General features: G+C 66.0%; 22 protein-coding genes. 6 read left to right on the top strand and 16 right to left on the bottom strand.

Translation table 11 applies throughout. From position 1 onward, the window contains the following. Positions 1–86: 86 nt before the first annotated feature. The 4 genes from fsa to ACVJ6E_RS19515 all read left to right on the top strand — a co-directional run bounded on the left by fsa (position 87) and on the right by ACVJ6E_RS19515 (position 2,645). Positions 87–740 carry a fructose-6-phosphate aldolase gene (fsa, locus tag ACVJ6E_RS19530; RefSeq protein ID WP_067223394.1) on the top strand — a complete coding sequence of 218 codons (654 nt, stop codon included), beginning with the start codon at positions 87–89 and terminating at the stop codon, positions 738–740. A gap of 77 nt (positions 741–817) precedes the next feature. Continuing rightward, on the top strand, positions 818–1,777 hold the full coding sequence (locus tag ACVJ6E_RS19525; RefSeq protein ID WP_097175408.1) for a tyrosine recombinase XerC: 960 nt from the start codon (positions 818–820) through the stop codon (positions 1,775–1,777). An 86-nt stretch (positions 1,778–1,863) separates the two neighbouring features. After that, positions 1,864–2,277, top strand: coding sequence for a hypothetical protein (locus ACVJ6E_RS19520; RefSeq protein ID WP_067337340.1), 414 nt, complete (start codon positions 1,864–1,866; stop codon positions 2,275–2,277). 158 nt (positions 2,278–2,435) lie between these two features. Next, positions 2,436–2,645, top strand: coding sequence for a hypothetical protein (locus ACVJ6E_RS19515; RefSeq protein ID WP_067337343.1), 210 nt, complete (start codon positions 2,436–2,438; stop codon positions 2,643–2,645). Between the two features lie 133 nt (positions 2,646–2,778). Here the strand turns inward: ACVJ6E_RS19515 and lpdA are convergent, their stop codons facing one another. From lpdA to ACVJ6E_RS19455, 12 genes are all read right to left on the bottom strand, one after another. After that, positions 2,779–4,188, bottom strand: a complete 1,410-nt coding sequence (gene lpdA, locus ACVJ6E_RS19510; protein WP_067223383.1) for a dihydrolipoyl dehydrogenase — start codon at positions 4,186–4,188, stop codon at positions 2,779–2,781. A gap of 54 nt (positions 4,189–4,242) precedes the next feature. Beyond that, on the bottom strand, positions 4,243–5,001 hold the full coding sequence (locus tag ACVJ6E_RS19505) for an SDR family oxidoreductase (protein WP_120270515.1): 759 nt from the start codon (positions 4,999–5,001) through the stop codon (positions 4,243–4,245). Between the two features lie 34 nt (positions 5,002–5,035). Continuing rightward, positions 5,036–5,647, bottom strand: a complete 612-nt coding sequence (locus tag ACVJ6E_RS19500) for a LysE family translocator (protein WP_067223377.1) — start codon at positions 5,645–5,647, stop codon at positions 5,036–5,038. Positions 5,648–5,658: 11 nt separating this feature from the next. Continuing rightward, positions 5,659–6,225 (bottom strand): HXXEE domain-containing protein, encoded by a 567-nt coding sequence (locus ACVJ6E_RS19495; protein ID WP_120270516.1) that lies wholly within the window; start codon positions 6,223–6,225, stop codon positions 5,659–5,661. A gap of 93 nt (positions 6,226–6,318) precedes the next feature. Continuing rightward, positions 6,319–7,845: a 2-oxoglutarate dehydrogenase complex dihydrolipoyllysine-residue succinyltransferase gene (odhB, locus tag ACVJ6E_RS19490; RefSeq protein WP_120270517.1), complete on the bottom strand. Its 1,527-nt coding sequence runs from the start codon at positions 7,843–7,845 to the stop codon at positions 6,319–6,321. A 137-nt stretch (positions 7,846–7,982) separates the two neighbouring features. Further along, positions 7,983–10,967 (bottom strand): 2-oxoglutarate dehydrogenase E1 component, encoded by a 2,985-nt coding sequence (locus ACVJ6E_RS19485; RefSeq protein ID WP_120270518.1) that lies wholly within the window; start codon positions 10,965–10,967, stop codon positions 7,983–7,985. 205 nt (positions 10,968–11,172) lie between these two features. Then, the gene (gene sucD, locus ACVJ6E_RS19480) at positions 11,173–12,081 is read right to left on the bottom strand and encodes a succinate--CoA ligase subunit alpha (RefSeq protein WP_120270519.1); all 909 of its coding nucleotides are present in this window, start codon (positions 12,079–12,081) and stop codon (positions 11,173–11,175) included. Further along, positions 12,081–13,280, bottom strand: coding sequence for an ADP-forming succinate--CoA ligase subunit beta (gene sucC / locus ACVJ6E_RS19475; protein WP_120270520.1), 1,200 nt, complete (start codon positions 13,278–13,280; stop codon positions 12,081–12,083). Before sucC ends, sucD begins: the two co-directional genes overlap by 1 nt. Positions 13,281–13,357: 77 nt before the next feature. Next, positions 13,358–14,320: a malate dehydrogenase gene (mdh, locus tag ACVJ6E_RS19470; RefSeq protein WP_120270521.1), complete on the bottom strand. Its 963-nt coding sequence runs from the start codon at positions 14,318–14,320 to the stop codon at positions 13,358–13,360. A gap of 143 nt (positions 14,321–14,463) precedes the next feature. Next, entirely contained in the window at positions 14,464–15,627 is a 1,164-nt protein-coding gene (gene zapE, locus ACVJ6E_RS19465; protein WP_120270522.1) for a cell division protein ZapE, read from the bottom strand. Between the two features lie 141 nt (positions 15,628–15,768). Then, complete coding sequence (locus ACVJ6E_RS19460) at positions 15,769–16,170, bottom strand: carboxymuconolactone decarboxylase family protein (protein WP_120270523.1); 402 nt, start codon at positions 16,168–16,170, stop codon at positions 15,769–15,771. 72 nt (positions 16,171–16,242) lie between these two features. Continuing rightward, the gene (locus ACVJ6E_RS19455) at positions 16,243–16,815 is read right to left on the bottom strand and encodes an AprI/Inh family metalloprotease inhibitor (protein ID WP_120270524.1); all 573 of its coding nucleotides are present in this window, start codon (positions 16,813–16,815) and stop codon (positions 16,243–16,245) included. A 313-nt stretch (positions 16,816–17,128) separates the two neighbouring features. Between ACVJ6E_RS19455 and ACVJ6E_RS19450 the strand changes: the two genes are divergently transcribed. Next, positions 17,129–17,701 (top strand): GNAT family N-acetyltransferase, encoded by a 573-nt coding sequence (locus ACVJ6E_RS19450; RefSeq protein ID WP_120270525.1) that lies wholly within the window; start codon positions 17,129–17,131, stop codon positions 17,699–17,701. Between the two features lie 14 nt (positions 17,702–17,715). Here ACVJ6E_RS19450 and ACVJ6E_RS19445 read toward each other — a convergent pair whose 3' ends face one another. Further along, positions 17,716–18,165, bottom strand: a complete 450-nt coding sequence (locus ACVJ6E_RS19445; protein WP_067223347.1) for an arsenate-mycothiol transferase ArsC — start codon at positions 18,163–18,165, stop codon at positions 17,716–17,718. A gap of 229 nt (positions 18,166–18,394) precedes the next feature. Further along, complete coding sequence (locus ACVJ6E_RS19440) at positions 18,395–18,736, bottom strand: carboxymuconolactone decarboxylase family protein (RefSeq protein WP_067337372.1); 342 nt, start codon at positions 18,734–18,736, stop codon at positions 18,395–18,397. A 156-nt stretch (positions 18,737–18,892) separates the two neighbouring features. On the opposite strand from ACVJ6E_RS19440, the gene ACVJ6E_RS19435 reads away from it, so the two are divergent. Further along, entirely contained in the window at positions 18,893–19,270 is a 378-nt protein-coding gene (locus ACVJ6E_RS19435; RefSeq protein WP_120270526.1) for an MAPEG family protein, read from the top strand. Between the two features lie 72 nt (positions 19,271–19,342). Here the strand turns inward: ACVJ6E_RS19435 and ACVJ6E_RS19430 are convergent, their stop codons facing one another. Together ACVJ6E_RS19430 and ACVJ6E_RS19425 are read right to left on the bottom strand one after the other, a co-directional pair. Next, a complete protein-coding gene (locus tag ACVJ6E_RS19430) occupies positions 19,343–20,125 on the bottom strand; it encodes a succinate dehydrogenase iron-sulfur subunit (protein WP_120270527.1) in 783 nt (260 codons plus the stop codon). 69 nt (positions 20,126–20,194) lie between these two features. Next, positions 20,195–21,037: an FkbM family methyltransferase gene (locus tag ACVJ6E_RS19425; RefSeq protein ID WP_120270528.1), complete on the bottom strand. Its 843-nt coding sequence runs from the start codon at positions 21,035–21,037 to the stop codon at positions 20,195–20,197. Positions 21,038–21,086: the final 49 nt, after the last annotated feature.

The raw sequence follows: 21,086 nt of genomic DNA, 5'->3' as shown, positions 1-21,086 counted from the left end.
GTATGCAGTCAGGCCCGGGCGAGGCAGATGCCCCGCCGACCCGAAACTCCGCAAAAGCCCGTTTCCGATAAGGAGCCAGAGCCGCCATGAAGTTCTTCGTCGACACCGCAGACACCGGGGAGATCCGGGATCTCGCCGCGACCGGCCTGCTCGATGGCGTCACCACCAATCCGTCGCTGATCCTCAAGTCCGGGCGCCCGATGAAGGACGTCATTGCAGAGATTTGCGACATCGTCGAGGGCCCCGTCTCCGCAGAGGTCACTGCGACCGACGCCGATGCGATGATCGCCGAGGGCCGCGCGCTGGCCGAGATCGCCGACAACATCGCGGTGAAGCTGCCGCTGACGCTCGACGGCCTGAAGGCCTGCCGCACCCTGACCGACGCCGGCCACATGGTGAACGTCACCCTGTGCTTCTCGTCGAACCAGGCGCTGCTCGCCGCCAAAGCCGGCGCGACGTTCATCTCGCCGTTCATCGGCCGCCTCGACGACATCAACATCGACGGCATGGACCTGATCCGCGAGATGCGGATCATCTACGACAATTACGGCTTCGAGACCGAGATCCTGGCCGCCTCGATCCGCACCGCCAACCATGTGCGCGAATGTGCGCTGGTCGGCGCGGATGTCGCGACCGTCCCGCCGGCCGTGCTCAAGGGCCTGGTCAAGCACCCGCTGACCGACAAGGGTCTCGAGCAGTTCCTGGCCGACTGGGCCAAGACCGGACAGAGCATCCTCTGAACTCACGCCAAGAGACCGGTCGGCCGCACCGCCGGCCGGTCCGCTTGCTCTACCCGCAGGCATGATAGGATCGCGCCATGAGCGATCCTGATTCCCTGCTGGTGTCGGCCAAAGCCGACGTGAACGCCGCCGTCGGAGACTGGCTCGACCATCTCGGATCGGAACGGCGGCTCGCCGACCGGACGCTGGTCGCCTACGAGCGCGACGTCCGCCAGTTCCTGCGCTTCCTCACCAACCACCTTGCCGAACCGCCCGGACTGGACGCCCTCAAGGAGCTGCGCCCGGCCGATTTCCGCGGCTTTCTCGCCTCGCGCCGGCAGACCGGTGCCGAGAGCCGGACGCTGGCACGCGGCCTTGCCGGCATCCGCTCGTTCCTGCGCTATCTGGAAACGCTCGGCCAGGTGAACGCCGCCGCCAGCGCCGCGATCCGACCGCCGCGCCAGAAGCGCTCGCTGCCCAAGCCCGTTTCGGCCGGCGATGCGATGACGCTTGTCGATGCGGATGCAGCGGACGACGCCGAGCCCTGGGTCGCGGCACGCAACGCCGCGGTGCTGACCCTGCTCTACGGCTGCGGGCTGCGTATCTCCGAGGCGCTGTCGCTGACCGGCCGCACGGCACCGCGCCATGGCACCAGAAGCCTGCGCGTCGTCGGCAAGGGCGGGCGCGAACGCGTGGTGCCGGTGCTGCCGATCGTCTGCGATGCGGTGGAAGATTATCTGCGCCTTTGCCCCTACGTGCCGCAGCCGGAGGGGCCGCTGTTTCTTGGCGTGCGCGGCGGGCCGCTGGGCCCGCGAATCGTCCAGCTGGCGATGGCGAAGCTGCGCCGCGCGCTCGGCCTGCCCGAAAGCGCCACGCCCCACGCCCTGCGCCATTCCTTCGCGACCCATCTGCTGGCCGGCGGGGGCGACCTGAGGACCATCCAGGAGCTGCTCGGCCACGCCAGCCTCTCCACCACGCAGATCTACACGGAAGTGGATGCCGCACGGCTGCTGGATGCCTACGACCGCGCCCATCCGCGCAGCCGCAGGCCCGCATGAGGCTGTCGCCCCGCTTCACGTGAGCCACGACGCATTGCAGCATCGAATTTCCTTGCGGCGGCATGCGCTGCGGACAAGAATCCGGCATGTGGAGCCTTCTGATTCCCTTCGTCGTCGCCCTGACGGTGATTGTCGCCGCTCCCACCCCCGTCTTTGCTGAGAATCGCTGCCGCATCCCCGAAGCCGGGCGCTGGTACAATCCCCGCGCGGCAACGCAGCAAGTGCGCATCATCGAGATCGAAAGCCATTGCAGGGGCGGCCTGATCGTCTCGCGGATGCGCGTATTCACGCGCTGTGCGCCGCGCGACTGCAAATGGGGCTGGACCGACGCCATCCGCCTGACCAACGGCCGGCTGCTCGCGCGCTTCCCCGGCCTTTTCGGCGCCCGCGAGGTGGAGATCATCCCGATGAATCACCGCATCGAGGCCCTGGTGAAGATCCAGTCGCATACGGCTGGCGTGCAGGACGGCTTCCACGCGGCGATCCTCGAGCGCGACTAAGCTCGTTCGGTTTCAACGCGGCGGAACTGGTCGCTTTGCCTGTTTCGCACTAGACTTTCCGTAGCGTCTCCTTGGCGGCGCCCGGCATCTGCCGGGCAGGTCCGTCGTTGGAGATCGAGGCGTATCGTCCCGATACGCTGCCAGAACGGGAGAGTAGAATGCGCATTCTCGCAGGACTGACGGGGGTTGCCGCCCTCCTCGCCTTCTCCGCCGCACCGGCCATGGCCGAGTGCAACTGGTCCAAGATGTCGCAGAAGACGACGCCGACAACGACGGCCGAGGCTCCGCAGAGCCCGACCACGACCACAGGGACCCTGGTGGTTGCGGACAACACGACCACGCAGACGGCAACGCAGAGCGCCGAGTAACCGCACCGCGCCGTGCAACACGCACGGGGCGCGTGGCGGCCCCCGCGGCCAAGCAAAGGGCCCGCGCCGAGCATCCCGGCGCGGGCCCTTGTCATCTCGTCAGCCGGCGCTCATGCGCCGGGATGGTCAGCCGTCAGGCGTGGATCGGCTTGGCGAAGGCGGCCATTGCGGCTTCCTTGACGGCTTCGCTCATCGTCGGATGAGCATGGCAGGTGCGCGCCAGATCCTCGGCCGAGCCGCCGAACTCCATCAGCACCGCTGCCTCGTGGATCATCTCGCCGGCGCCATGGCCGATGATGTGGACGCCGAGGACCTTGTCGGTCTCCGCATCGGCCAGCACCTTGACGAAGCCTTCGGTGTGGTTGGTCGCCTTCGCGCGGCCATTGGCGATGAAGGCGAACTTGCCGACCTTGTAGGAGATCCCTTCAGCCTTCAGAGCCTCTTCGCTCTTGCCGACCTCGGCGACCTCGGGGCTGGTATAGACCACGCCCGGGATGACGCCGTAGTTCACGTGGCCAGCCTGCCCCGCAAGCATTTCGGCAAGGGCGACGCCCTCGTCCTCGGCCTTGTGGGCCAGCATCGGACCGACGATCACGTCGCCGATGGCATAGATGCCCGGCACGGTGGTCTGGTAGTGGCCGTCGGTCTTGACCCTGCCGCGCTCGTCGAGCGCAACGCCGACCTCCTCGAGGCCAAGGCCCGAAGTGTAGGGACGGCGGCCGATGGCGACGAGCACCACGTCGGCCTCCAGCGTCTTGGCGGCAGCCTCGCCGCCGCCCGCCGGCTCGACCGTGACAGCGAGCTGCTTGCCCGTCTTCTCCACGGCCGTGACCTTGGAGGACAGATGGAACTCGACGCCCTGCTTCTTCAGGATGCGCTGGAAGTTGCGGGAGATGTCCGCGTCCATCGGGCCGAGGATCTTGTCCATGAACTCGACGACCGTCACCTCGGAGCCGAGACGGCGCCAGACGGAGCCGAGCTCGAGGCCGATCACGCCGGCGCCGACGACGACCAGCTTGCCCGGCACCTTGTCGAGTTCCAACGCACCGGTCGAGGAGACGATCTGCTTCTCGTCGATCTCGACACCGGGGAGCGGGGCCACGTCGGAGCCGGTGGCGATGACGATGGACTTCGCCTCGATCTCCTGCTTGGAGCCGTCCTCGGCGGTCACCTCGACCCGACCGGCCGCAAGGATGCGGCCCGTGCCGTGGAACGGCGTCACCTTGTTCTTCTTGAACAGGAATTCGATGCCGCTGACATTGCCGTCGATGGTCTTCTGCTTGTGGCCCATCATCGCCTTGAGATCGAGCTTCGGCTTGCCGACCTTGATGCCGAAGTCCTCGAAATGCTCGGCCGCCTCCTCGAACAGCTCGGACGTGTGCAGCATCGCCTTGGAGGGGATGCAGCCGATGTTCAGGCAGGTGCCGCCATGGGTGGCGCGCTTCTCGACAACGGCAACCTTGAGGCCGAGCTGGGCCGCCTTGATGGCGCAGACATAGCCGCCGGGGCCGGTGCCGATGACGACGAGATCAAACTGTGACATAGCATTCGCCTCTTGTTTCGTTCGTTCGGGCGGACACGCCGCCATGTTTCGGTATCAGGGGAGGATCGAGCGGCCGCCGGACACGTCGAGGATCGCGCCCGTCGTGTAGCTGGCGGCGTCCGACAGAAGCCAGGCGATCGCCTCGGCGCATTCCTCGGCCCGACCGGCGCGCAGCATCGGCAGATCGCCCGCCACGCGCCTCGCCCGGTCGGGGTCGCCGCCCGAGGCGTGGATTTCGGTATCGATGATGCCGGGGCGCACGGCATTGACCCGCACGCCCTCGGCCGCCACTTCCTTGGCAAGACCGACGGTGAACGTGTCGACCGCCCCCTTGGCCGCGGCATAGTCGATATACTGCGCCGGCGAGCCGATCTTGGCCGAGGCCGACGAGACGTTGACGATGGCCCCACCCTTGCCGCCATGGGCCGTCGACATGCGTCGCACGGCCTCGCGGGAACACAGGATCGTGCCCAGCACGTTGATGTCGAAGATGCGCCGTAGCCGCTCAAAGGACATGTCCGTCAGCCGCGCCGCGACGTCGACCACGCCGGCATTGTTCACCAGTCCGGTCACGCGGCCGAGCCTGTCGGCCTCGGCAAAGGTCTTCAGGCAGTCGTCCTCGCTGGCGACATCGGCCTTCAGCGCCACCGCACGGTCGCCCTTGGCCTCGATCTGCGAGACGACCTCGTCGGCGCGCTCCGGGCTCGACACATAGGTCAGGAGGACCGTGGTACCCGGGCCCGCGAGGCGCAATGCCGCCGCAGCTCCGATGCCGCGGCTGCCGCCTGTCACGATCACGACATTCTCAGTCATGGGCTTCTCCGTTCAGGACATGCGCGGGCGCAGGTCAGCGGTCGGCGAGCGCAAGCCTTGCGCCGAACCCGGCGAAGGCGAGCGCGACCGTCCGGCTCATCCAGGTCATGACCTGACGGCTGCGCAGGATGCGGGCACCGAGCGCAGCGGCGAAGACCCCGTAGCCGATGAACACAACCAGCGTCAGCCCCATGAACACGCTGCCCATTGCCAGGATCTGCAGGGACACGGCTCCCTCGCCCGGGACGATGAACTGCGGCAGGAAGGCAAGGAAGAACAGCGACAGCTTCGGGTTCAGGACGTTGATCAGGAAGCCGGTACGAGCCACGGCGACGAGGCTTGCCGGCGCCGCCTGACGGTCGAACGCCATCGGTCCGGCCTCGCGGAAGGCCTGCCAGGCCAGATAGAAGAGGTAGGCCGCACCGGCATATTTCAGGACCTGGAAGGCCAGCGCGCTGGCATGCAGCAATGCGGCAAGGCCGAAGGTCGCCGCGATCAGTGCCGGCAGGATGCCGAGCGTGCATCCGAAGGCCGCGACGATGCCGGGAACCCGCCCGCGCGCCAGGCCGGTCGCCACCGTGTAGACCACGCCCGTTCCCGGAACGAGGACGACGACAAGAGCGGTGAGCAGGAAATCCAGTCCCATGGAAGTCTCCCTCAGTTGGCTGCGAGGCGACGGCGAACGCCGACGACGATGGCGCCATGCAACGCAAGGACAACGGCCAGCGACACGGCGTGCTGGGTGCTGTTCGCCATTGTGGCGATTTGCGAGAAAGCCACCACCCCCAACGGCAGGAAGAGCAGAACCGCAGTCCAGAGGCCGGGATTGCGCCTGCGCAGGGCCACGGCCTGTGCGACGTGCAGCACGGCGTTGACGAGCAGCAGGTACACACCGATCAGGCCCCAGCCGGGCGAGACCGAGCGCATCAGCCAGATCGTCAGCACCATCACGCCCCACACGCCAACGACGTTGACGACAAAGACGGTCCGGACGCTGAGGACCTCGCGCCCCTTGCCGATCACCTCATTGACGAAGGCGCGGAAACGGTCGCCGTCATGCTCCTCCAACTGGTGCAGCATGTAGACGGGCAGGGCGAGGTAGACGAGCCGTTCGGCCAGGGGCCAGCCGGCGGTCAGCAGCGGGCTCAGGACCAGAAGCACCGCGCCGTAAAGCGCGCCGCCATAGACCCAGTGTGCCTGCAACCGCCGGACGGTGTCGTTCATCCCCCGCCTCCGCTGGACAGTCCCGTGACCTTGCGCCCTTTCGCGAGGAGCGGATACCGGGCGCAGACCGCCCGATACCCGTGTCGCCGACGATCAGAGATCGAGGACGAGACGCTTGATGTCCTCGAGGCTCTCCTTGACGCGCACCAGGAAGGTAACGGCTTCCTTGCCGTCGACGATCCGGTGGTCGTAGGACAGCGCCAGATACATCATCGGCCGCGCCACGATCTGGCCGTTCACGACCATCGGACGCTCCTGGATCTTGTGCATGCCGAGGATGCCCGACTGCGGGGCGTTGAGGATCGGCGAGGACATGAGGGAGCCGTAGACACCACCGTTGGAGATGGTGAAGGTGCCGCCCTGCATCTCGTCCATGCCGAGCTTGCCGTCACGCGCCTTGCGGCCGAACTCGGCGATCTTCTTCTCGATCTCGGCGATGGACATCTGGTCGGCATCGCGCACGACCGGAACCACCAGGCCCTTGTCGGTGCCGACGGCGACGCCGATGTGGCAGTAGTTCTTGTAGATGATGTCCGTTCCGTCGATCTCGGCATTGACCGCCGGGATCTCCTTCAGTGCATGGCACACGGCCTTGGTGAAGAAGCCCATGAAGCCGAGCTTCACGCCATGCTTCTTCTCGAACAGGTCCTTGTAGGTGGAGCGCAGCTCCATCACCGGACCCATGTCCACCTCGTTGTAGGTGGTCAGCATGGCAGCGGTGTTCTGCGCATCCTTCAGGCGGCGCGCGATGGTCTGGCGCAGCTTGGTCATGCGCACCCGCTCCTCGCGGGCCGCATCCTCGGCACCCGACGGCGCACGCGCGGCAACGGGAGCCGAAGAGGCGGAGGACTGCTGCGTCATGCCGGTGGCCACGGCGGCGATCACATCGCCCTTGAGCACCTGGCCGCGCTTGCCCGAACCGGCAACCTGGTCAGCGGCAATGCCCTTCTCCGCCATCATCTTGGCGGCGGCCGGAGCCGGCGGCATGTCGGTGCCGGCCTTGGCGGCCGGAGCCGGCGTCTCGGCAGCAGGCGCCTTGGCCGGAGCGGCAGCGCCAGCACCGGCTGCGATCTTCAGCAGCAGCTGGCCCGGCGTGACGGTGTCGCCGGTCTTGGCGGAGATCTCCACCACGGTGCCGGAAACCGGCGCCGGGATCTCCTGGGCGGCCTTGTCGGTCTCCAGCTCGACGAGCACATCGTCGGCCTTGACCTGGTCGCCGACCTTGACGAACCACTCGCCGACATCGGCTTCGGTGACGCTCTCACCAGCGGACGGCACCACCACGTCGACGGTCTCTGCCGAGGCAGAGGCGGCCGGAGCGGACTTGGCACTCTCGGCCTTCGGCGCGGAAGCCTTGGCGGGTGAGGCGGCGGCCGCGCCGGCGCCTTCGGAAATCTGTCCCAGCAGGGCGCCGACCTCGACGGTGTCGCCTTCCTTGACCAGGATATCGGTCAGCGTGCCGGAGGCCGGGGCCGGAACCTCGACGGTCACCTTGTCCGTCTCCAGCTCGACGATGGGCTCGTCCGCGTTCACCTTGTCGCCGGGCTTCTTGAACCACTGGGCGATGGTCGCCTCGGTCACGGATTCTCCGAGGGTGGGCACTCGAATTTCGGTCGCCATGATCAAAATCTCTTTCATCCGGTGGCTGCACGGAGCCGCCTTCGGTTCCGCGCGCTAGCGATGGAGTCTTGCGTGTCCGGCTCCTAGAGGGCCGGGAATAGGCCGGCTCCCGGATCGTTGCCCGGGAGCCGCAAAGGCTACTCGGCGAAGGCCTCGTCGAGGAAGGCCTGCAGCTGCGCCATGTGCTTCGACATCAGGCCCGTCGCCGTCGCCGCGGAAGCGGCGCGGCCGACATAGCGCGGACGCGGATGCTTGGCGTCGATCTGGCTCAGCACCCACTCCAGGTAGGACTGGACGAAGAACCAGGAGCCCATGTTCTTCGGCTCTTCCTGGCACCAGACGAAGTCCGCATCCTTGAAGCGCGACAGTTCGGAGACGAGCGCCTTGGTCGGGAACGGATAGAGCTGCTCGACGCGCAGGAGATAGACGTCGTCGATGCCGCGCTTCTCGCGCTCCTCGAACAGGTCGTAATAGACCTTGCCCGAACACATCACCACGCGCCGGATCTTGTCGTCCGGCTTCAGCTTGATGTCGCTGTAGCCCTCGAGCTGCGCGTCGTCCCACAACAGCCGGTGGAACGCCGAACCGTCCGAGAACTCGTCGAGGCGGCTGACCACGCGCTTGTGGCGCAGCAGCGACTTCGGCGTCATCAGGATCAGCGGCTTGCGGAAGTCGCGCTTCAGCTGACGGCGCAGGATGTGGAAGTAGTTCGCCGGCGTCGTGCAGTTGGCGACCTGCATGTTGTCTTCCGCGCACATCTGCAGGAAGCGCTCCAGGCGGGCGGAGGAGTGCTCCGGACCCTGGCCCTCATAGCCATGCGGCAGCAGGCAGACGAGGCCCGACATGCGAAGCCACTTGCGCTCGCCCGACGACAGGAACTGGTCGAAGACCACCTGAGCGCCGTTGGCGAAGTCGCCGAACTGGGCTTCCCAAAGGGTCAGCGCGTTCGGCTCCGTCAGCGTGTAGCCGTATTCGAAGCCAAGCACCGCCTCTTCCGAGAGCATCGAGTTGATGACCTCGTAGCGGGCCTGATCCTTGCGCAGGTTGTTGAGCGGGATGTAGCGCTGCTCGTCTTCCTGATCGTAGAGGACCGAGTGGCGCTGCGAGAACGTTCCGCGCTCGCAATCCTGGCCCGACAGACGGACGGCATGGCCCTCCAGCAGCAGCGTACCGAAGGCGAGCGCTTCCGCGGTCGCCCAGTCGATCCCCTCGCCGGTCTCGAACATCTTCTCGCGATTGTCGAGGAAGCGGCGGATGGTGCGGTGGACGTTGAAGCCGTCCGGCACGCCCGTCAGGGCCTTGCCGACAAGCTTCAGGTCTTCCATCGGCATCGCGGTCTGGCCGCGGCGGGGATCGTCGAGATCCTGCGCCTGCTTCAGACCCGACCACTTGCCGTCCAGCCAGTCGGCCTTGTTCGGCTTGTAGGCCTGCCCTGCCTCGAACTCCTGGTCGAGACGGGCGCGCATCTCGCCGCGCATCCCCTCGAGCTCGTCGGAGGTGATGACGCCTTCCTTGATCAGCTTCTCGGCATAGATCTGCAGCGTGGTCGGATGGCTGCGGATCTTGCGATACATGATCGGCTGGGTGAACGCCGGCTCGTCGGACTCGTTGTGGCCGAAGCGGCGGTAGCAGATCATGTCGATCACCACCGGCTTGCCGAAGAGCTGACGGAACTCCGTGGCCACCTTCGCCGCGTAGACCACCGCTTCCGGGTCGTCGCCGTTCACGTGGAAGATCGGCGACTCGATCATCTTCGCCACATCGGACGGGTACGGCGAGGAGCGCGAGAAGCGCGGGTTCGTCGTGAAGCCGATCTGGTTGTTGATGATGAAGTGGATCGAACCGCCCGTCCGGTGTCCGCGCAGCGCGGACAGGCCGAAGCACTCGGCGACCACGCCCTGGCCGGCGAAGGCCGCATCGCCGTGCAGCAGCAGCGGCAGCACCTTGGAGCGATCGACCTCGGTGGTCTCGACCCAGCGGCCGTTAACGGCCGAGAGCTGGTCCTGCTTGGCGCGTGCCTTGCCGAGCACCACCGGATCGACGATCTCCAAGTGCGAAGGGTTGGCGGTCAACGACAGGTGAACCTTGTTGCCGTCGAACTCGCGGTCCGAGGACGCGCCGAGGTGGTACTTGACGTCGCCGGAGCCTTCCACGTCGTCGGGGGTGAACGACCCGCCCTTGAACTCGTGGAAGATCGCGCGAAGCGGCTTGCCCATGACCTGGGACAGCACGTTGAGGCGGCCGCGATGGGCCATGCCGAAGACGATCTCCTGCACGCCGAGCGCGCCGCCGCGCTTGATGATCTGCTCGAGTGCGGGCAGCAGGGCCTCGCCACCGTCGAGACCGAAGCGCTTCGTGCCGGTATACTTGACGTCAAGGAACTTCTCGAAGCCCTCGGCCTCGATCAGCTTGTTGAGGATCGCCTTCTTGCCCTTGGGCGTGAACTCGATCTCCTTGTCCGGGCCCTCGATGCGCTCCTGGATCCATGCCTTCTCCGCCGGATTGGAGATGTGCATGAACTCGACGCCGAGCGTCGAGCAATAGGTGCGCTTGAGGATCTCGAGCATCTCGCGGAGCGTCGCGAACTCGAGGCCCAGCATGTAGTCGATGAAGATCTTGCGGTCCCAGTCGGCCTCGGTGAACCCGTAGGACGAGGGATGCAGTTCCTCGTGATCGACCTGCTCCTTGAGGTTCAGCGGATCGAGGTCGGCATGCAGATGGCCGCGCATGCGATAGGCGCGGATCATCATCAGCGCGCGAACGGAATCGCGCGTCTGCTGCTGCACATCGGCGTCGGTCAGGGCTTTGCCCTTCTCCTCGGCCTTTGCCTTCAGCTTGTCGCCGAGAGCCTTCTCCACCGGCGCCCAGTTGCCATCGAAGGCGTTGACGAGATCGCCATTCGCCGCCGGCGGCCAGTCGGCACGCTTCCAGGATGCGCCACGCGCCTCCTTGAGCACGTCGGCCTTTTCGTCAGCCAGGTTGGAGAAGAAGTCGCGCCACGTCTCGTCGAGAGAGCCGGGGTCTTCCTTGTAGCGCGCATAAAGATCTTCGATATACGCTGCGTTGCCGCCGTAAAGAAACGACGTCATCGCGAAGGCATTGTTCGCGTCCTGCCGAGCCATCACTATAGCGAGGTTACCCCCGCCCGCCTGTTGAGGGGAGCCCTTTCACGCAGCGCCCCGTTTAAACGGATGTGGGATGAAGCAGCGCGATGCGTGTCCCGCGCCGCTCCTGTTCAAAGCGGTACACGGGAAACTTCCTTGAGGGAAGCTCCCGTGCCCCATATGTGGCTGCGAACTCGGTAAAAAAACCGATAATCGCGAAAAATCAGCCCTTCAGGACCTCAAGAAGGGTCTCGCCGAGCTTGGCCGGCGAGGGAGAAACGCGGATGCCCGCCTCTTCCATCGCCGCGATCTTGTCCTCGGCTCCACCCTTGCCGCCGGAGATCACGGCGCCGGCATGGCCCATGGTGCGACCTGGAGGCGCCGTACGGCCCGCAATGAAGCCGGCCATCGGCTTCTTGCGGCCCTTCTTGGCCTCGTCCTTGATGAACTGCGCGGCCTCTTCCTCGGCCGAGCCGCCGATCTCGCCGATCATGATGATCGACTTGGTCTCGTCGTCGGCGAGGAACATCTCCAGGATGTCGATGAACTCTGTTCCCTTGACCGGGTCGCCGCCGATGCCAACGGCCGTGGTCTGGCCGAGACCGGCGTTCGAGGTCTGGAACACCGCCTCATAGGTCAGCGTGCCGGAGCGCGAGACGACGCCGACCGAGCCCTTCTTGAAGATGGAGCCCGGCATGATGCCGATCTTGCACTCTTCCGGCGTCAGGATGCCCGGGCAGTTCGGGCCGAGCAGGCGAGACTTGGACTTCTCCAGCCGGGCCTTGACCTTGACCATGTCGGCGACCGGGATGCCCTCGGTGATGCAGACGATGAACGGAACCTCGGCATCGATCGCCTCGATGATCGCAGCGCCCGCGCCTGCGGGGGGCACGTAGATCACGGATGCATCGGCACCGGTTGCCTCGCGCGCCTCGCCGACAGTGGCGAAGATCGGCAGGGACGCGGCGGAATCGAGACCGGAGGTCCAGTTCTCACCGCCCTTCTTGGGGTGCACGCCGGCCACCATCTGGGTGCCGTAGTAGCCCAGAGCCTGCTCCGTGTGGAACGTACCGGTCTTGCCGGTCAGGCCCTGGACGATGACCTTGGTGTCTTTGTTGACGAGAATGGACATCAGGCGGCCTCCTTCACGGCCTTGACGATCTTCTGCGCGGCGTCGTCGAGATCATCGGCGGCGATCACGTTGAGACCGCTTTCGGAAATGATCTTCTTGCCGAGTTCGACATTGGTACCTTCGAGGCGAACGACGAGCGGCACCTGGAGGCCGACTTCCTTCACCGCCGCCAGCACGCCTTCCGCGATCACGTCGCAGCGCATGATGCCGCCGAAGATGTTGACCAGGATGCCCTTCACGTTCGGATCGGAGGTGATGATCTTGAACGCGGCCGTGACCTTCTCCTTGGAGGCGCCACCGCCGACATCGAGGAAGTTCGCCGGCTCGGCGCCGTAGAGCTTGATGATGTCCATGGTCGCCATGGCCAGGCCGGCGCCATTGACCATGCAGCCGATGTCGCCATCGAGCGCCACATAGGCGAGGTCGTACTTGGAGGCCTCGATTTCCTTCTCGTCCTCCTCGGTGACGTCGCGAAGCTCGACGATCTCCGGGTGACGGAACAACGCGTTGCCGTCGAAGGAGACCTTGGCGTCGAGAACGCGCAGGCGGCCGTCCTTCATGACGATCAGCGGGTTGACCTCGAGCAGGCTCATGTCCTTCTCGACGAAGGCCTTGTGCAGGATCGGGAACAGCTTCATGCCGTCCTCGCGCGCCGCACCGGTCAGCTCCAGCGCATCGCAGAGCTTGGCCGCATCGGCCTCGGTCACGCCCGTGTCCGGATCGATCGGCAGGGTGTGGATCTTCTCGGGCGTCTCCTCGGCCACGGCCTCGATGTCCATGCCGCCTTCGGTCGAAACGACAAAGGCCGGACGGCCGACGGTGCGGTCGACGAGAATGGAGAGGTAGAGCTCGCGCTCGATGTCGGCGCCGTCCTCGATATAGAGGCGGTTGACGACCTTGCCGGCCGCGCCGGTCTGCTTGGTCACCAGCGTGTTGCCGAGCATTTCGGCCGCGTGCGACTTCACCTCGTCCAGCGAGAAGGCGAGACGAACGCCGCCCTTTGCGTCGGGGCCGAGTTCCTTGAACTTGCCCTTGCCGCGACCGCCGGCATGGATCTGGGACTTCACGACCCAGAGCGGGCCGGGAAGCTGCTTTGCGGCGGCCTCGGCTTCGTCGGCCGAGAAGATGGCCACGCCCTTGGCCACCGGCGCGCCATAGGCCTTGAGAACCTCTTTGGCCTGGTATTCGTGGATGTTCATGTGTCTATCCCCGGATGGTTTTGACAGAGCTCGCCCAATGCGAGACGGGAGGCCAGCGGCCTCCCGTGAAACTGTCCTCAGGCAAGCGCCGGCTGGATCTTCTTGCAGGCCTCGACCAGACCGTCGACAGACGCGACGGACTTGTCGAAGTTGGCCTTTTCCTCGCCCTCGAGAGAGATCTCGATGATGCGCTCGACGCCGTCGGCGCCGATCACCACCGGAACGCCCACATAGGTGTCGTTCAGGCCGTACTGGCCGGTCAGATGCGCAGCGCAAGGCAGCACGCGCTTCTTGTCCTTGAGGTAGCTCTCGGCCATGGCGATGGCAGAAGAAGCCGGAGCGTAGAAGGCCGAGCCGGTCTTGAGCAGGCCGACGATCTCGGCGCCACCGTCACGGGTGCGCTGGACGATCTCTTCCAGACGCTCGGCGGTGCACCAGCCCATCTTGACCAGATCCGGCAGCGGAATGCCGGCGACGGTGGAGTAGCGGGTCAGCGGCACCATCGTGTCGCCGTGGCCGCCCAGCACGAAGGCCGTCACGTCCTCGACGGAGACGTTGAACTCCTCGGCGAGGAAGTAGCGGAAGCGGGCGGAGTCCAGCACGCCGGCCATGCCGACAACCTTGTTCGCCGGCAGGCCGGAGAACTTCTGCAGGGCCCAGACCATCGCGTCGAGCGGGTTGGTGATGCAGATGACGAAAGCGTTCGGGGCATGCGCCTTGATGCCCGCGCCCACCTGCTCCATCACCTTCAGGTTGATCTCGAGCAGGTCGTCGCGGCTCATGCCGGGCTTGCGCGGCACGCCGGCGGTGACGATGACCACATCGGCACCGGCGATCGCCTCGTAGGAGTTGGCACCGGAGAGCTTGGCATCGAAGCCGTCAACCGGAGAGGATTCGGCAAGGTCGAGCGCCTTGCCCTGGGGCGTACCTTCGGCGATGTCGAAGAGGACGATGTCGCCGAGTTCCTTCAGGCCGGCGAGGTGGGCGAGCGTGCCGCCAATCTGTCCTGAGCCGATCAGAGCGATCTTGTTCCGAGCCATATCCTGTTGCTTCCCTTTACGTAAAATGGAGCATCGGCCGTTCTCAACGACCGCGCATGGCACTAAACCCTTTGGCGCGTGGGTGCAAGCTAATCGAAGGAATAGAGGCGGGCTGGCGAACCGGAATGCGGAGCCGGATTTCCTCAGGCCGGATCGCTGAGCCAGGCTTGCGACCGCATCTCGACAAGGCGTGAGACCGTGCGCTGGAACTCGAAGGATTCCGTTCCCGAGGTGGCGATGTAGAGCCCCTCCGGCTCCGCCTCGGCGGACACGATCAGCTTGTTGCGGTTGTTGTAGAGCGTATCCACCAGGTTGATGAAGCGCTTGGCCGCATTGCGCTGGGGCAGGTCCATCACCGGCACGCCTTCCACTACGAAGGTGTGATAGGACAGCGCCAGGCGCTGATAGTCCGCCGCGCCCAGCGGCTTTTCGCAAAGTTCCGCAAACGTGAAGCGTGCGACGCCGGCGGCCGTGCGCGAGACGGGGATCTTGCGCCCCTTCATCTCCAGCACCTCTTCATGCGCCGGCAATCCATGCGTGAGCTTGCGCCAGAGATCGTCGACGGAGCGGTCGGTCTCCGGCCCGAGCGGCGACAGATAAAGCGGCGCGCCGGCGAGCTTCTCCAGACGGTAGTCGGTGCGTGCGTCGAGGCAGACCACGTCGACCCGGGTCTTGAGCAGCTCGACGAAGCCGAGGAAATGCCCGCGGTTGAGCCCGTCCCGATAGAGATCGTCGGGCGCAACGTTCGACGTGGCGACGACGACGACGCCCAGCTCGAACAGGCGCGTGAACAGCCGGCCGAGGATCATCGCATCGGCGATGTCGGTGACGGCGAACTCGTCGAAGCACAGGAGACGGGTGTCGGCGGCAAGGTCGGCGGCAACCGGCGGGATCGGATCGTCGCCGGAAATGCTGCCGTCGCGGATCGCCGCCCGCACCGCATGCACCCGCTCGTGCACATCGGCCATGAACTCGTGGAAATGCACCCGCCGCTTCTTCTTCATCACGGCGATGTCGAAGAACAGGTCCATGAGCATGGTCTTGCCGCGGCCGACCTTGCCCCAAACGTAAAGTCCCTTGATGGGTTCCTTGGCGGCGCCGCGCTTGCCGAACAGCCAGCCGAGCGCGCTCTTCTTGGAGGCCGGGCCGGTCTCGACCAGCACCGCATTGAGCCGGTCGAGCAGGGCCGCGACTTCGGTCTGGGCCGGATCCCTTTCGATTTCACCGGCCTCGACCAGCGCGTCGTAGCGCCCCGTGACCGTATGCGCGATCGGAATCGTCCGTCCTGCCGGTTGCGTCGAAGCCATGATCCAGTCCTTGAAAGAACCGGGATCCCGGGGCCGGGTCCCGGAAAACGCAACCGTTGCCCGCAGGTTGCCTCCGCTTCGCTGGATAGCCCGAGCAAGCGGGCAAGAGCAAGCGCCGAGGATCTCGCCCGCGGCGCAGAGTTACTTTTGGGGGAGGAAGGCGTCGTCGACCGGCACCTGCAGGCCGGTCGCCAAACGATTGGTCTCGCTGGCCATGCCGACGACCGCCAGGAGTTCGCCGAGCTGGGCCTCGCTCATGCCCTTGGCTCGGGCCGCGGTCGTATGCGAGCGGATGCAGTATTCGCAGCCATTGGCGATGGACACCGCCACGTAGAGCATTTCCTTGACCAGCGGATCGAGCGCGCCCGGCGCCATCACGTCCTTCAGGCTGGCCCAGGTCCGCTCCAGCAGCGCCGGATCATTGGCCAGGACCCGCCAGAAATTGTTGATGAAGTCCGTGTTCCGGGTGGCGCGGATATCCGCGATCACCGCGGCAGCGCGGGGCGAGAGCTCGCTGTCTTCCAGAACCGGCCACACCGACATTGCCTTGCCCCTTCCGCTTGTCTGCCCGCCCGCCGCGACTGCGCGCGATGAGCGCTGACCGACAGGCCGCTCTTACCGATAGACCTGGATCGGAGCGCCGGAGGTCGTGCGGCCGGAGAAGTTCTCGGCGCCGGTCGCATAGAGTTCGGCCACAGTCGCGCCGCTGGCATCCTTCAGCAGCACCTGCTTGCCCTGCAGGTCCCAGGCCGAGATTGTCTGCATCTGCGGCGAGGCACAGCCGCGCGAGTTGGCGCGGTAGCCGCCGCTCCAGGTGGTCAGCGTCATGAAGAGCTTGCAGTTGTCCGCGCCGGAGGCAATCGACCAGCCGCCGAGCATGTCGCTGCGGCCGATCTCGCGCGCGCCGGCGGGCGGGCCGCTCGGGGCGGTGCCGGCGGACGGGTCGACGGCGGCAACGTTTGTCTGGCTGCCGTCGAGCGGGGCGCCCTGAATCGGCTGGCCGTCCGGGCCGAGCGTCGGCGACATCGGCTGGAGAGGCTCGAGAGACTGGCTCGCCACCGGAGCGGTCGGGGTGGCCGGCAGCGGCGCGCTCCGGCTTCCGTATCCCAGGCGCTGACAGCCAGCGAGCGCCACGGTCAGACAAAGCGCAGCAGCGAGAGGCGCGCTATACCGGGAGGAACGGGTCATGATGTGTCTGTCCTTGCTCGTTCTATGCCTTGGCGGTCGGCTCGCAGGCCCGTAGAGCGGCAGTCGGCAGCCCTGCCACGACGCGCTCGACCTGCAACGCAACCGACTATCGCAGTCCCGGCCGATTCTTGTCGGTTTTGGTGACCAAATGGTTGACGAGCCTTCAATGGGCGGGCAATTGGTCCAAATCATGGCCCGACCAGCGTGATCGGCCATGATCGTGGCGGTCATGAATTCGCCTCGAACCCTCTATATAAAAATGACAGGTCTGGGGAGACCCGAGGAGCGGTGCTGTCCTCATCAGGAGCATCGCATGTCGTTTCGAACCGACAAGCCGGCAACCGGCTACTACAGAAAGCTGACCTACAACGATATCGCGCAGTTTCGCGACCACCTTCTCCGTCTCGATCCGATCGCCCGCCGAGCCCGCTTCGCCATGCCCGCGAGCGATGCTTTCCTGCGGTGCTATGCGGATACCAGTTTCACCCTGGGAACGGTCATCCATGGCTACTTCGCCGAGGGTCTCTTGCGCGCGGTCGCGGAACTGCGTCCGTTCGAAGATGGCGTCAATGCCGAGGCAGCCTTCTCGGTCGAGCAGAACTGCCAGCAGGCCGGCATCGGCACACGGTTGATGGAGCTGACGCTGATCGCGGCGCGCAACCGCGGGTGCCGGCACATCTACATGAATTGCCTGGCGACCAACCGGGCCATGCAGCAACTCGCCCGCAAGTTCACCGCAGACCTGACCTTCGAGATGGGCGATATCGTCGGCCGGATCGAGCCGCGCAATTTCTCCGCCTTCAGCCTGGTCCGCGAAGGCCTTGCCGACATGTTCGGAATGATCGGCGCCTTGATGGACGGCCCCCGCAAGCCTATGGGAAGCTGACGGAGCAGCCTCCTTCAGGCGATCTGGCGCAGGGCGACCGGGCGGAACGCGCCCTCCTCCAGCGCCAGGTTGATGCGCCGGCGGAGTTCGTGGAATGCATCGCGCAGGGCGTCGCGGCCGACCAGCCGCGTCGTGTGGGGGCCGACACACCAGTCGAGCAACCGCGCATGGGTCGGCCAGACCCGGCGCGTCGCGGCAAGAGCCGCCGCGCTGAGGCCGACCACAACGTCGGGAACAGGCGCGTGCGGCAGGGCGAAGAGCTGCCAGCTCTTCGGCTGCAGCCCTTCCGCGACCAGGCCATGGGCAGCAAGAACACGCCCGACACCCTCGGCAAGCGCCGGCGCCGGCGACAGGCCTGCGGAGAATGCGCGAATGCTGCGTCCGTCGTCTGCATTGAGATAGGCCTCAGCCATGGGGCCGAGCCTGGCGTTGTCATCGCACAGGAACAGGACATTCACAGTCATCGTCACTCCTTGCTGCACGCAAGCTCCACCTGCAACCGCAGATGGGAACTGCGCGCACCGGTTTCCACCACCGGGCCCGAGGCCCGGCAGCGAAAGCGAATCGCGTTTCCGCCCCCGCGCAGGTGATACGGAAGATCGGAAACGCGAATATGACGAGCGGCGAGACTGTACAGGGCGAAAAGACGGCAATCGGAAGGCGCGCCAACCTGTCCGCCACAACCCCTGAGGATCACGCGAGAGCGTCGAAGGCCGCCAGAGCCTCGGCCCCGTAGATCATCGAGGGGCCGCCGCCCATGTAGACCGCAACGCCGATGGCCTCGATCACCTCCTCGCGCGTCGCGCCATATTTGGCGGCCGCCTTGGCGTGGTAGGCAAGGCACCCGTCGCACCGAGCGGCGATACCGATGGCGAGTGCGATCAGTTCCTTGGTCTTGGAATCGAGCGCGCCGGCTCCGATCGCGGCCTTTGCGACCTCATGGAAGCCCTTGGCAACGCCCGGCATCCCGCTGCGCAACTCGCCCATCCGGCGATCCGTCTGATCGAGAAAAGCAGTCCAATCGGTCACGGCCATGATGCAAGGTTCCCTCGCTGGTTTCACCGGCGCGAAACTAGCGATCTCCTGTCGGGCCCTCCTTGCGCTGGATCAACCCGTCCACCGGTTCGCGCTTGACCCTCCGGCGGCATCCGGTCACCTCTTGCACGAGCACAACAAACCGGAACGCCGTCCATGCCCTTTGCCATCTGGTGCATTCTTGCCGCCGCCGTCCTGCCGATCCTCTCCGCCTTTCCCGGCAAGCTCTCCAAGGACTTCAGCAATGCACGTCCGCGGGACCCGGATTACTGGAAGGACGGTTTCCGCGCCCGTGCCGCCGCCGCCCAGGCGAACGGCTTCGAGGCCCTGCCGCTGTTCGCAGCTGCCGTCATCGTCGGGCTCTGGCAGGGTGGGGATGCCGAGTGGATCGACCGGCTGGCCGGGCTGTTCATCGGCGCCCGCCTGATCTTCATCTTCTGCTACTGGACCGACCGGGCAACGCCCCGCTCGCTCTCCTGGGCCGTCGGCTTCCTGTCCAGCATCGCGATCTTCACCAGCCCGGTCTGGAGCTGAGACACGCAAAAGGCCGCCCGGATCGCTCCGGACGGCCTTTCGAAACGCGGTGAAATCTGACAGGCGAGCGCGTCAGACGCGGCGCTCGACCATCATCTTCTTGATCTCGGCAATCGCCTTGGCCGGGTTCAGGCCCTTCGGACAGGCCTGGCTGCAGTTCATGATCGTGTGGCAGCGATAGAGGCGGAACGGGTCCTCGAGATTGTCGAGGCGCTCGCCGGTGGCCTCGTCGCGCGAATCGATCAGCCAGCGATAGGCCTGCAGCAGGACGGCCGGGCCGAGATAGCGGTCGCCGTTCCACCAGTAGCTCGGGCACGAGGTCGAGCAGCAGGCGCACAGGATGCACTCGTAGAGGCCGTCGAGCTTGGCGCGGTCCTCGTGACTCTGGCGCCACTCCTTCTCCGGGGCCGGCGTCGTGGTCTGCAGCCAGGGCTCGATGGAGCGGTGCTGGGCGTAGAACCGCGTCAGGTCCGGCACGAGATCCTTCACCACCGGCATGTGCGGCAGCGGGTAGATCTTGACCGGGCCATCGCCGATCTCGTCCATGCCGCGGGTGCAAGCGAGCGTGTTGGTCCCGTCGATGTTCATCGCGCAGGATCCGCAGATGCCCTCGCGGCAAGACCGGCGGAAGGTCAGCGTCGGATCGATGTTGTTCTTGATGTAGATGAGCCCGTCAAGGATCATCGGACCGCAATCGTCGAGGTCGACGAAATAGGTATCGACGCGCGGGTTGCGGCCGTCATCCGGGTTCCAGCGATAGATGCGGTATTCCCGCAGGTTGGTGGCGCCGGCCGGCTTGTCCCAGACCTTGCCCTGGGTCACCTGGGAGTTCTTGGGAAGCGTCAGCTGTACCATGTCTCGTCGCTCCGCGTTTCGGTCGGCCGGATCGGGCCGACCATCCATTCCGTTCAAGTTTCCAGCCGTTCAGGCAGACCGCCTCAACAGCACATTGTCTTCCGTTTCGCCTTCAGCGAGGTAGCCGAAGGTGGCAAGCACGGCGAGGCAGTCTTCCTGCCAGTGCTCGCGGCAGTTTGTTTCCAGCAGGATCGCGCCGGGATGATCGCTGGGGTCCGTCGCCCTGATATAGGGCAGCAGAACCCGGTCCTCGTATCCCTCGACATCGACCTTCAACACGTCGACGCGTTTCACGCCGTACCCTGCCAGGATCTCTGCCAGCGGCTGCACTCGGACCTGGCGCGCATGCCAGTCGCCCTGCCACTCTTCCGTCAGTTCCGGCACCAGGGTCGCAAAGCCGCAATTGCTCGGCTCGCTCCAAAGGTCCATGGTGCCGCAGCTCTCCCCGACCGCCACCGTCGCCACATCGATATCCGCCAGTCCGTTGGCGGCGATGTTGAACGCAAGGCGCCCCGCCGTCTCGGGATTGGCCTCCACCGCCAGCACACTGGCACCGCAACGCGCGGCGGCAAGACTGTAGCTGCCGACATTGGCTCCGACATCGACGAAGACCGTGCCCTGGCGCAGGTGAGCGGCAAGAAAGCGCCGCTCGGCCCGCTCGGGCAGGCGCTGGCGCGCCAGGATCTTGCGGTCGTCATAGTTGGAGCCGGGATAGAGCCGGAAACGGAGCCCCTCGACCTCGGTATCGAACGGCCCGGCGAAGAGGCGGGCGACAATCGCCCTTAGCTTCTTGCGCAGGGTCGGCGCGAGGTCGTGCCAGTCGGCCAGCCGCCAAGCCAAACGCGCCAGTCCCCGGGCCCGGTAGGTCCCGAAAGGAGAGGTCGTGTCGACAAGGGTGGCTGCCGCCGTCATGTCCGCAGGGCTCCAGGCGCACCGGCACGGCCCTCGACAAGGCCCGGCC

Source organism: Stappia sp. G46H5W, assembly GCF_058448995.1.
Note: the sequence above shows the minus strand (reverse complement) of the source record. Positions and strands in the feature narration are given on the sequence as shown.

Bases quoted from the DNA above. Each gene is read 5' to 3' on its own strand.
- sucC (WP_120270520.1), bottom strand. From the start codon at position 13,280: ATGAACATCCACGAATACCAGGCCAAAGAGGTTCTCAAGGCCTATGGC.
- ACVJ6E_RS19520 (WP_067337340.1), top strand. From the start codon at position 1,864: ATGTGGAGCCTTCTGATTCCCTTCGTCGTCGCCCTGACGGTGATTGTC.
- sucD (WP_120270519.1), bottom strand. From the start codon at position 12,081: ATGTCCATTCTCGTCAACAAAGACACCAAGGTCATCGTCCAGGGCCTG.
- ACVJ6E_RS19500 (WP_067223377.1), bottom strand. From the start codon at position 5,647: ATGGGACTGGATTTCCTGCTCACCGCTCTTGTCGTCGTCCTCGTTCCG.
- zapE (WP_120270522.1), bottom strand. From the start codon at position 15,627: ATGGCTTCGACGCAACCGGCAGGACGGACGATTCCGATCGCGCATACG.
- ACVJ6E_RS19435 (WP_120270526.1), top strand. From the start codon at position 18,893: ATGCCCTTTGCCATCTGGTGCATTCTTGCCGCCGCCGTCCTGCCGATC.
- fsa (WP_067223394.1), top strand. From the start codon at position 87: ATGAAGTTCTTCGTCGACACCGCAGACACCGGGGAGATCCGGGATCTC.
- ACVJ6E_RS19495 (WP_120270516.1), bottom strand. From the start codon at position 6,225: ATGAACGACACCGTCCGGCGGTTGCAGGCACACTGGGTCTATGGCGGC.
- mdh (WP_120270521.1), bottom strand. From the start codon at position 14,320: ATGGCTCGGAACAAGATCGCTCTGATCGGCTCAGGACAGATTGGCGGC.
- ACVJ6E_RS19440 (WP_067337372.1), bottom strand. From the start codon at position 18,736: ATGGCCGTGACCGATTGGACTGCTTTTCTCGATCAGACGGATCGCCGG.
- ACVJ6E_RS19445 (WP_067223347.1), bottom strand. From the start codon at position 18,165: ATGACTGTGAATGTCCTGTTCCTGTGCGATGACAACGCCAGGCTCGGC.
- lpdA (WP_067223383.1), bottom strand. From the start codon at position 4,188: ATGTCACAGTTTGATCTCGTCGTCATCGGCACCGGCCCCGGCGGCTAT.
- odhB (WP_120270517.1), bottom strand. From the start codon at position 7,845: ATGGCGACCGAAATTCGAGTGCCCACCCTCGGAGAATCCGTGACCGAG.
- ACVJ6E_RS19460 (WP_120270523.1), bottom strand. From the start codon at position 16,170: ATGTCGGTGTGGCCGGTTCTGGAAGACAGCGAGCTCTCGCCCCGCGCT.
- ACVJ6E_RS19515 (WP_067337343.1), top strand. From the start codon at position 2,436: ATGCGCATTCTCGCAGGACTGACGGGGGTTGCCGCCCTCCTCGCCTTC.
- ACVJ6E_RS19525 (WP_097175408.1), top strand. From the start codon at position 818: ATGAGCGATCCTGATTCCCTGCTGGTGTCGGCCAAAGCCGACGTGAAC.
- ACVJ6E_RS19430 (WP_120270527.1), bottom strand. From the start codon at position 20,125: ATGGTACAGCTGACGCTTCCCAAGAACTCCCAGGTGACCCAGGGCAAG.
- ACVJ6E_RS19485 (WP_120270518.1), bottom strand. From the start codon at position 10,967: ATGGCTCGGCAGGACGCGAACAATGCCTTCGCGATGACGTCGTTTCTT.
- ACVJ6E_RS19450 (WP_120270525.1), top strand. From the start codon at position 17,129: ATGTCGTTTCGAACCGACAAGCCGGCAACCGGCTACTACAGAAAGCTG.
- ACVJ6E_RS19455 (WP_120270524.1), bottom strand. From the start codon at position 16,815: ATGACCCGTTCCTCCCGGTATAGCGCGCCTCTCGCTGCTGCGCTTTGT.
- ACVJ6E_RS19425 (WP_120270528.1), bottom strand. From the start codon at position 21,037: ATGACGGCGGCAGCCACCCTTGTCGACACGACCTCTCCTTTCGGGACC.
- ACVJ6E_RS19505 (WP_120270515.1), bottom strand. From the start codon at position 5,001: ATGACTGAGAATGTCGTGATCGTGACAGGCGGCAGCCGCGGCATCGGA.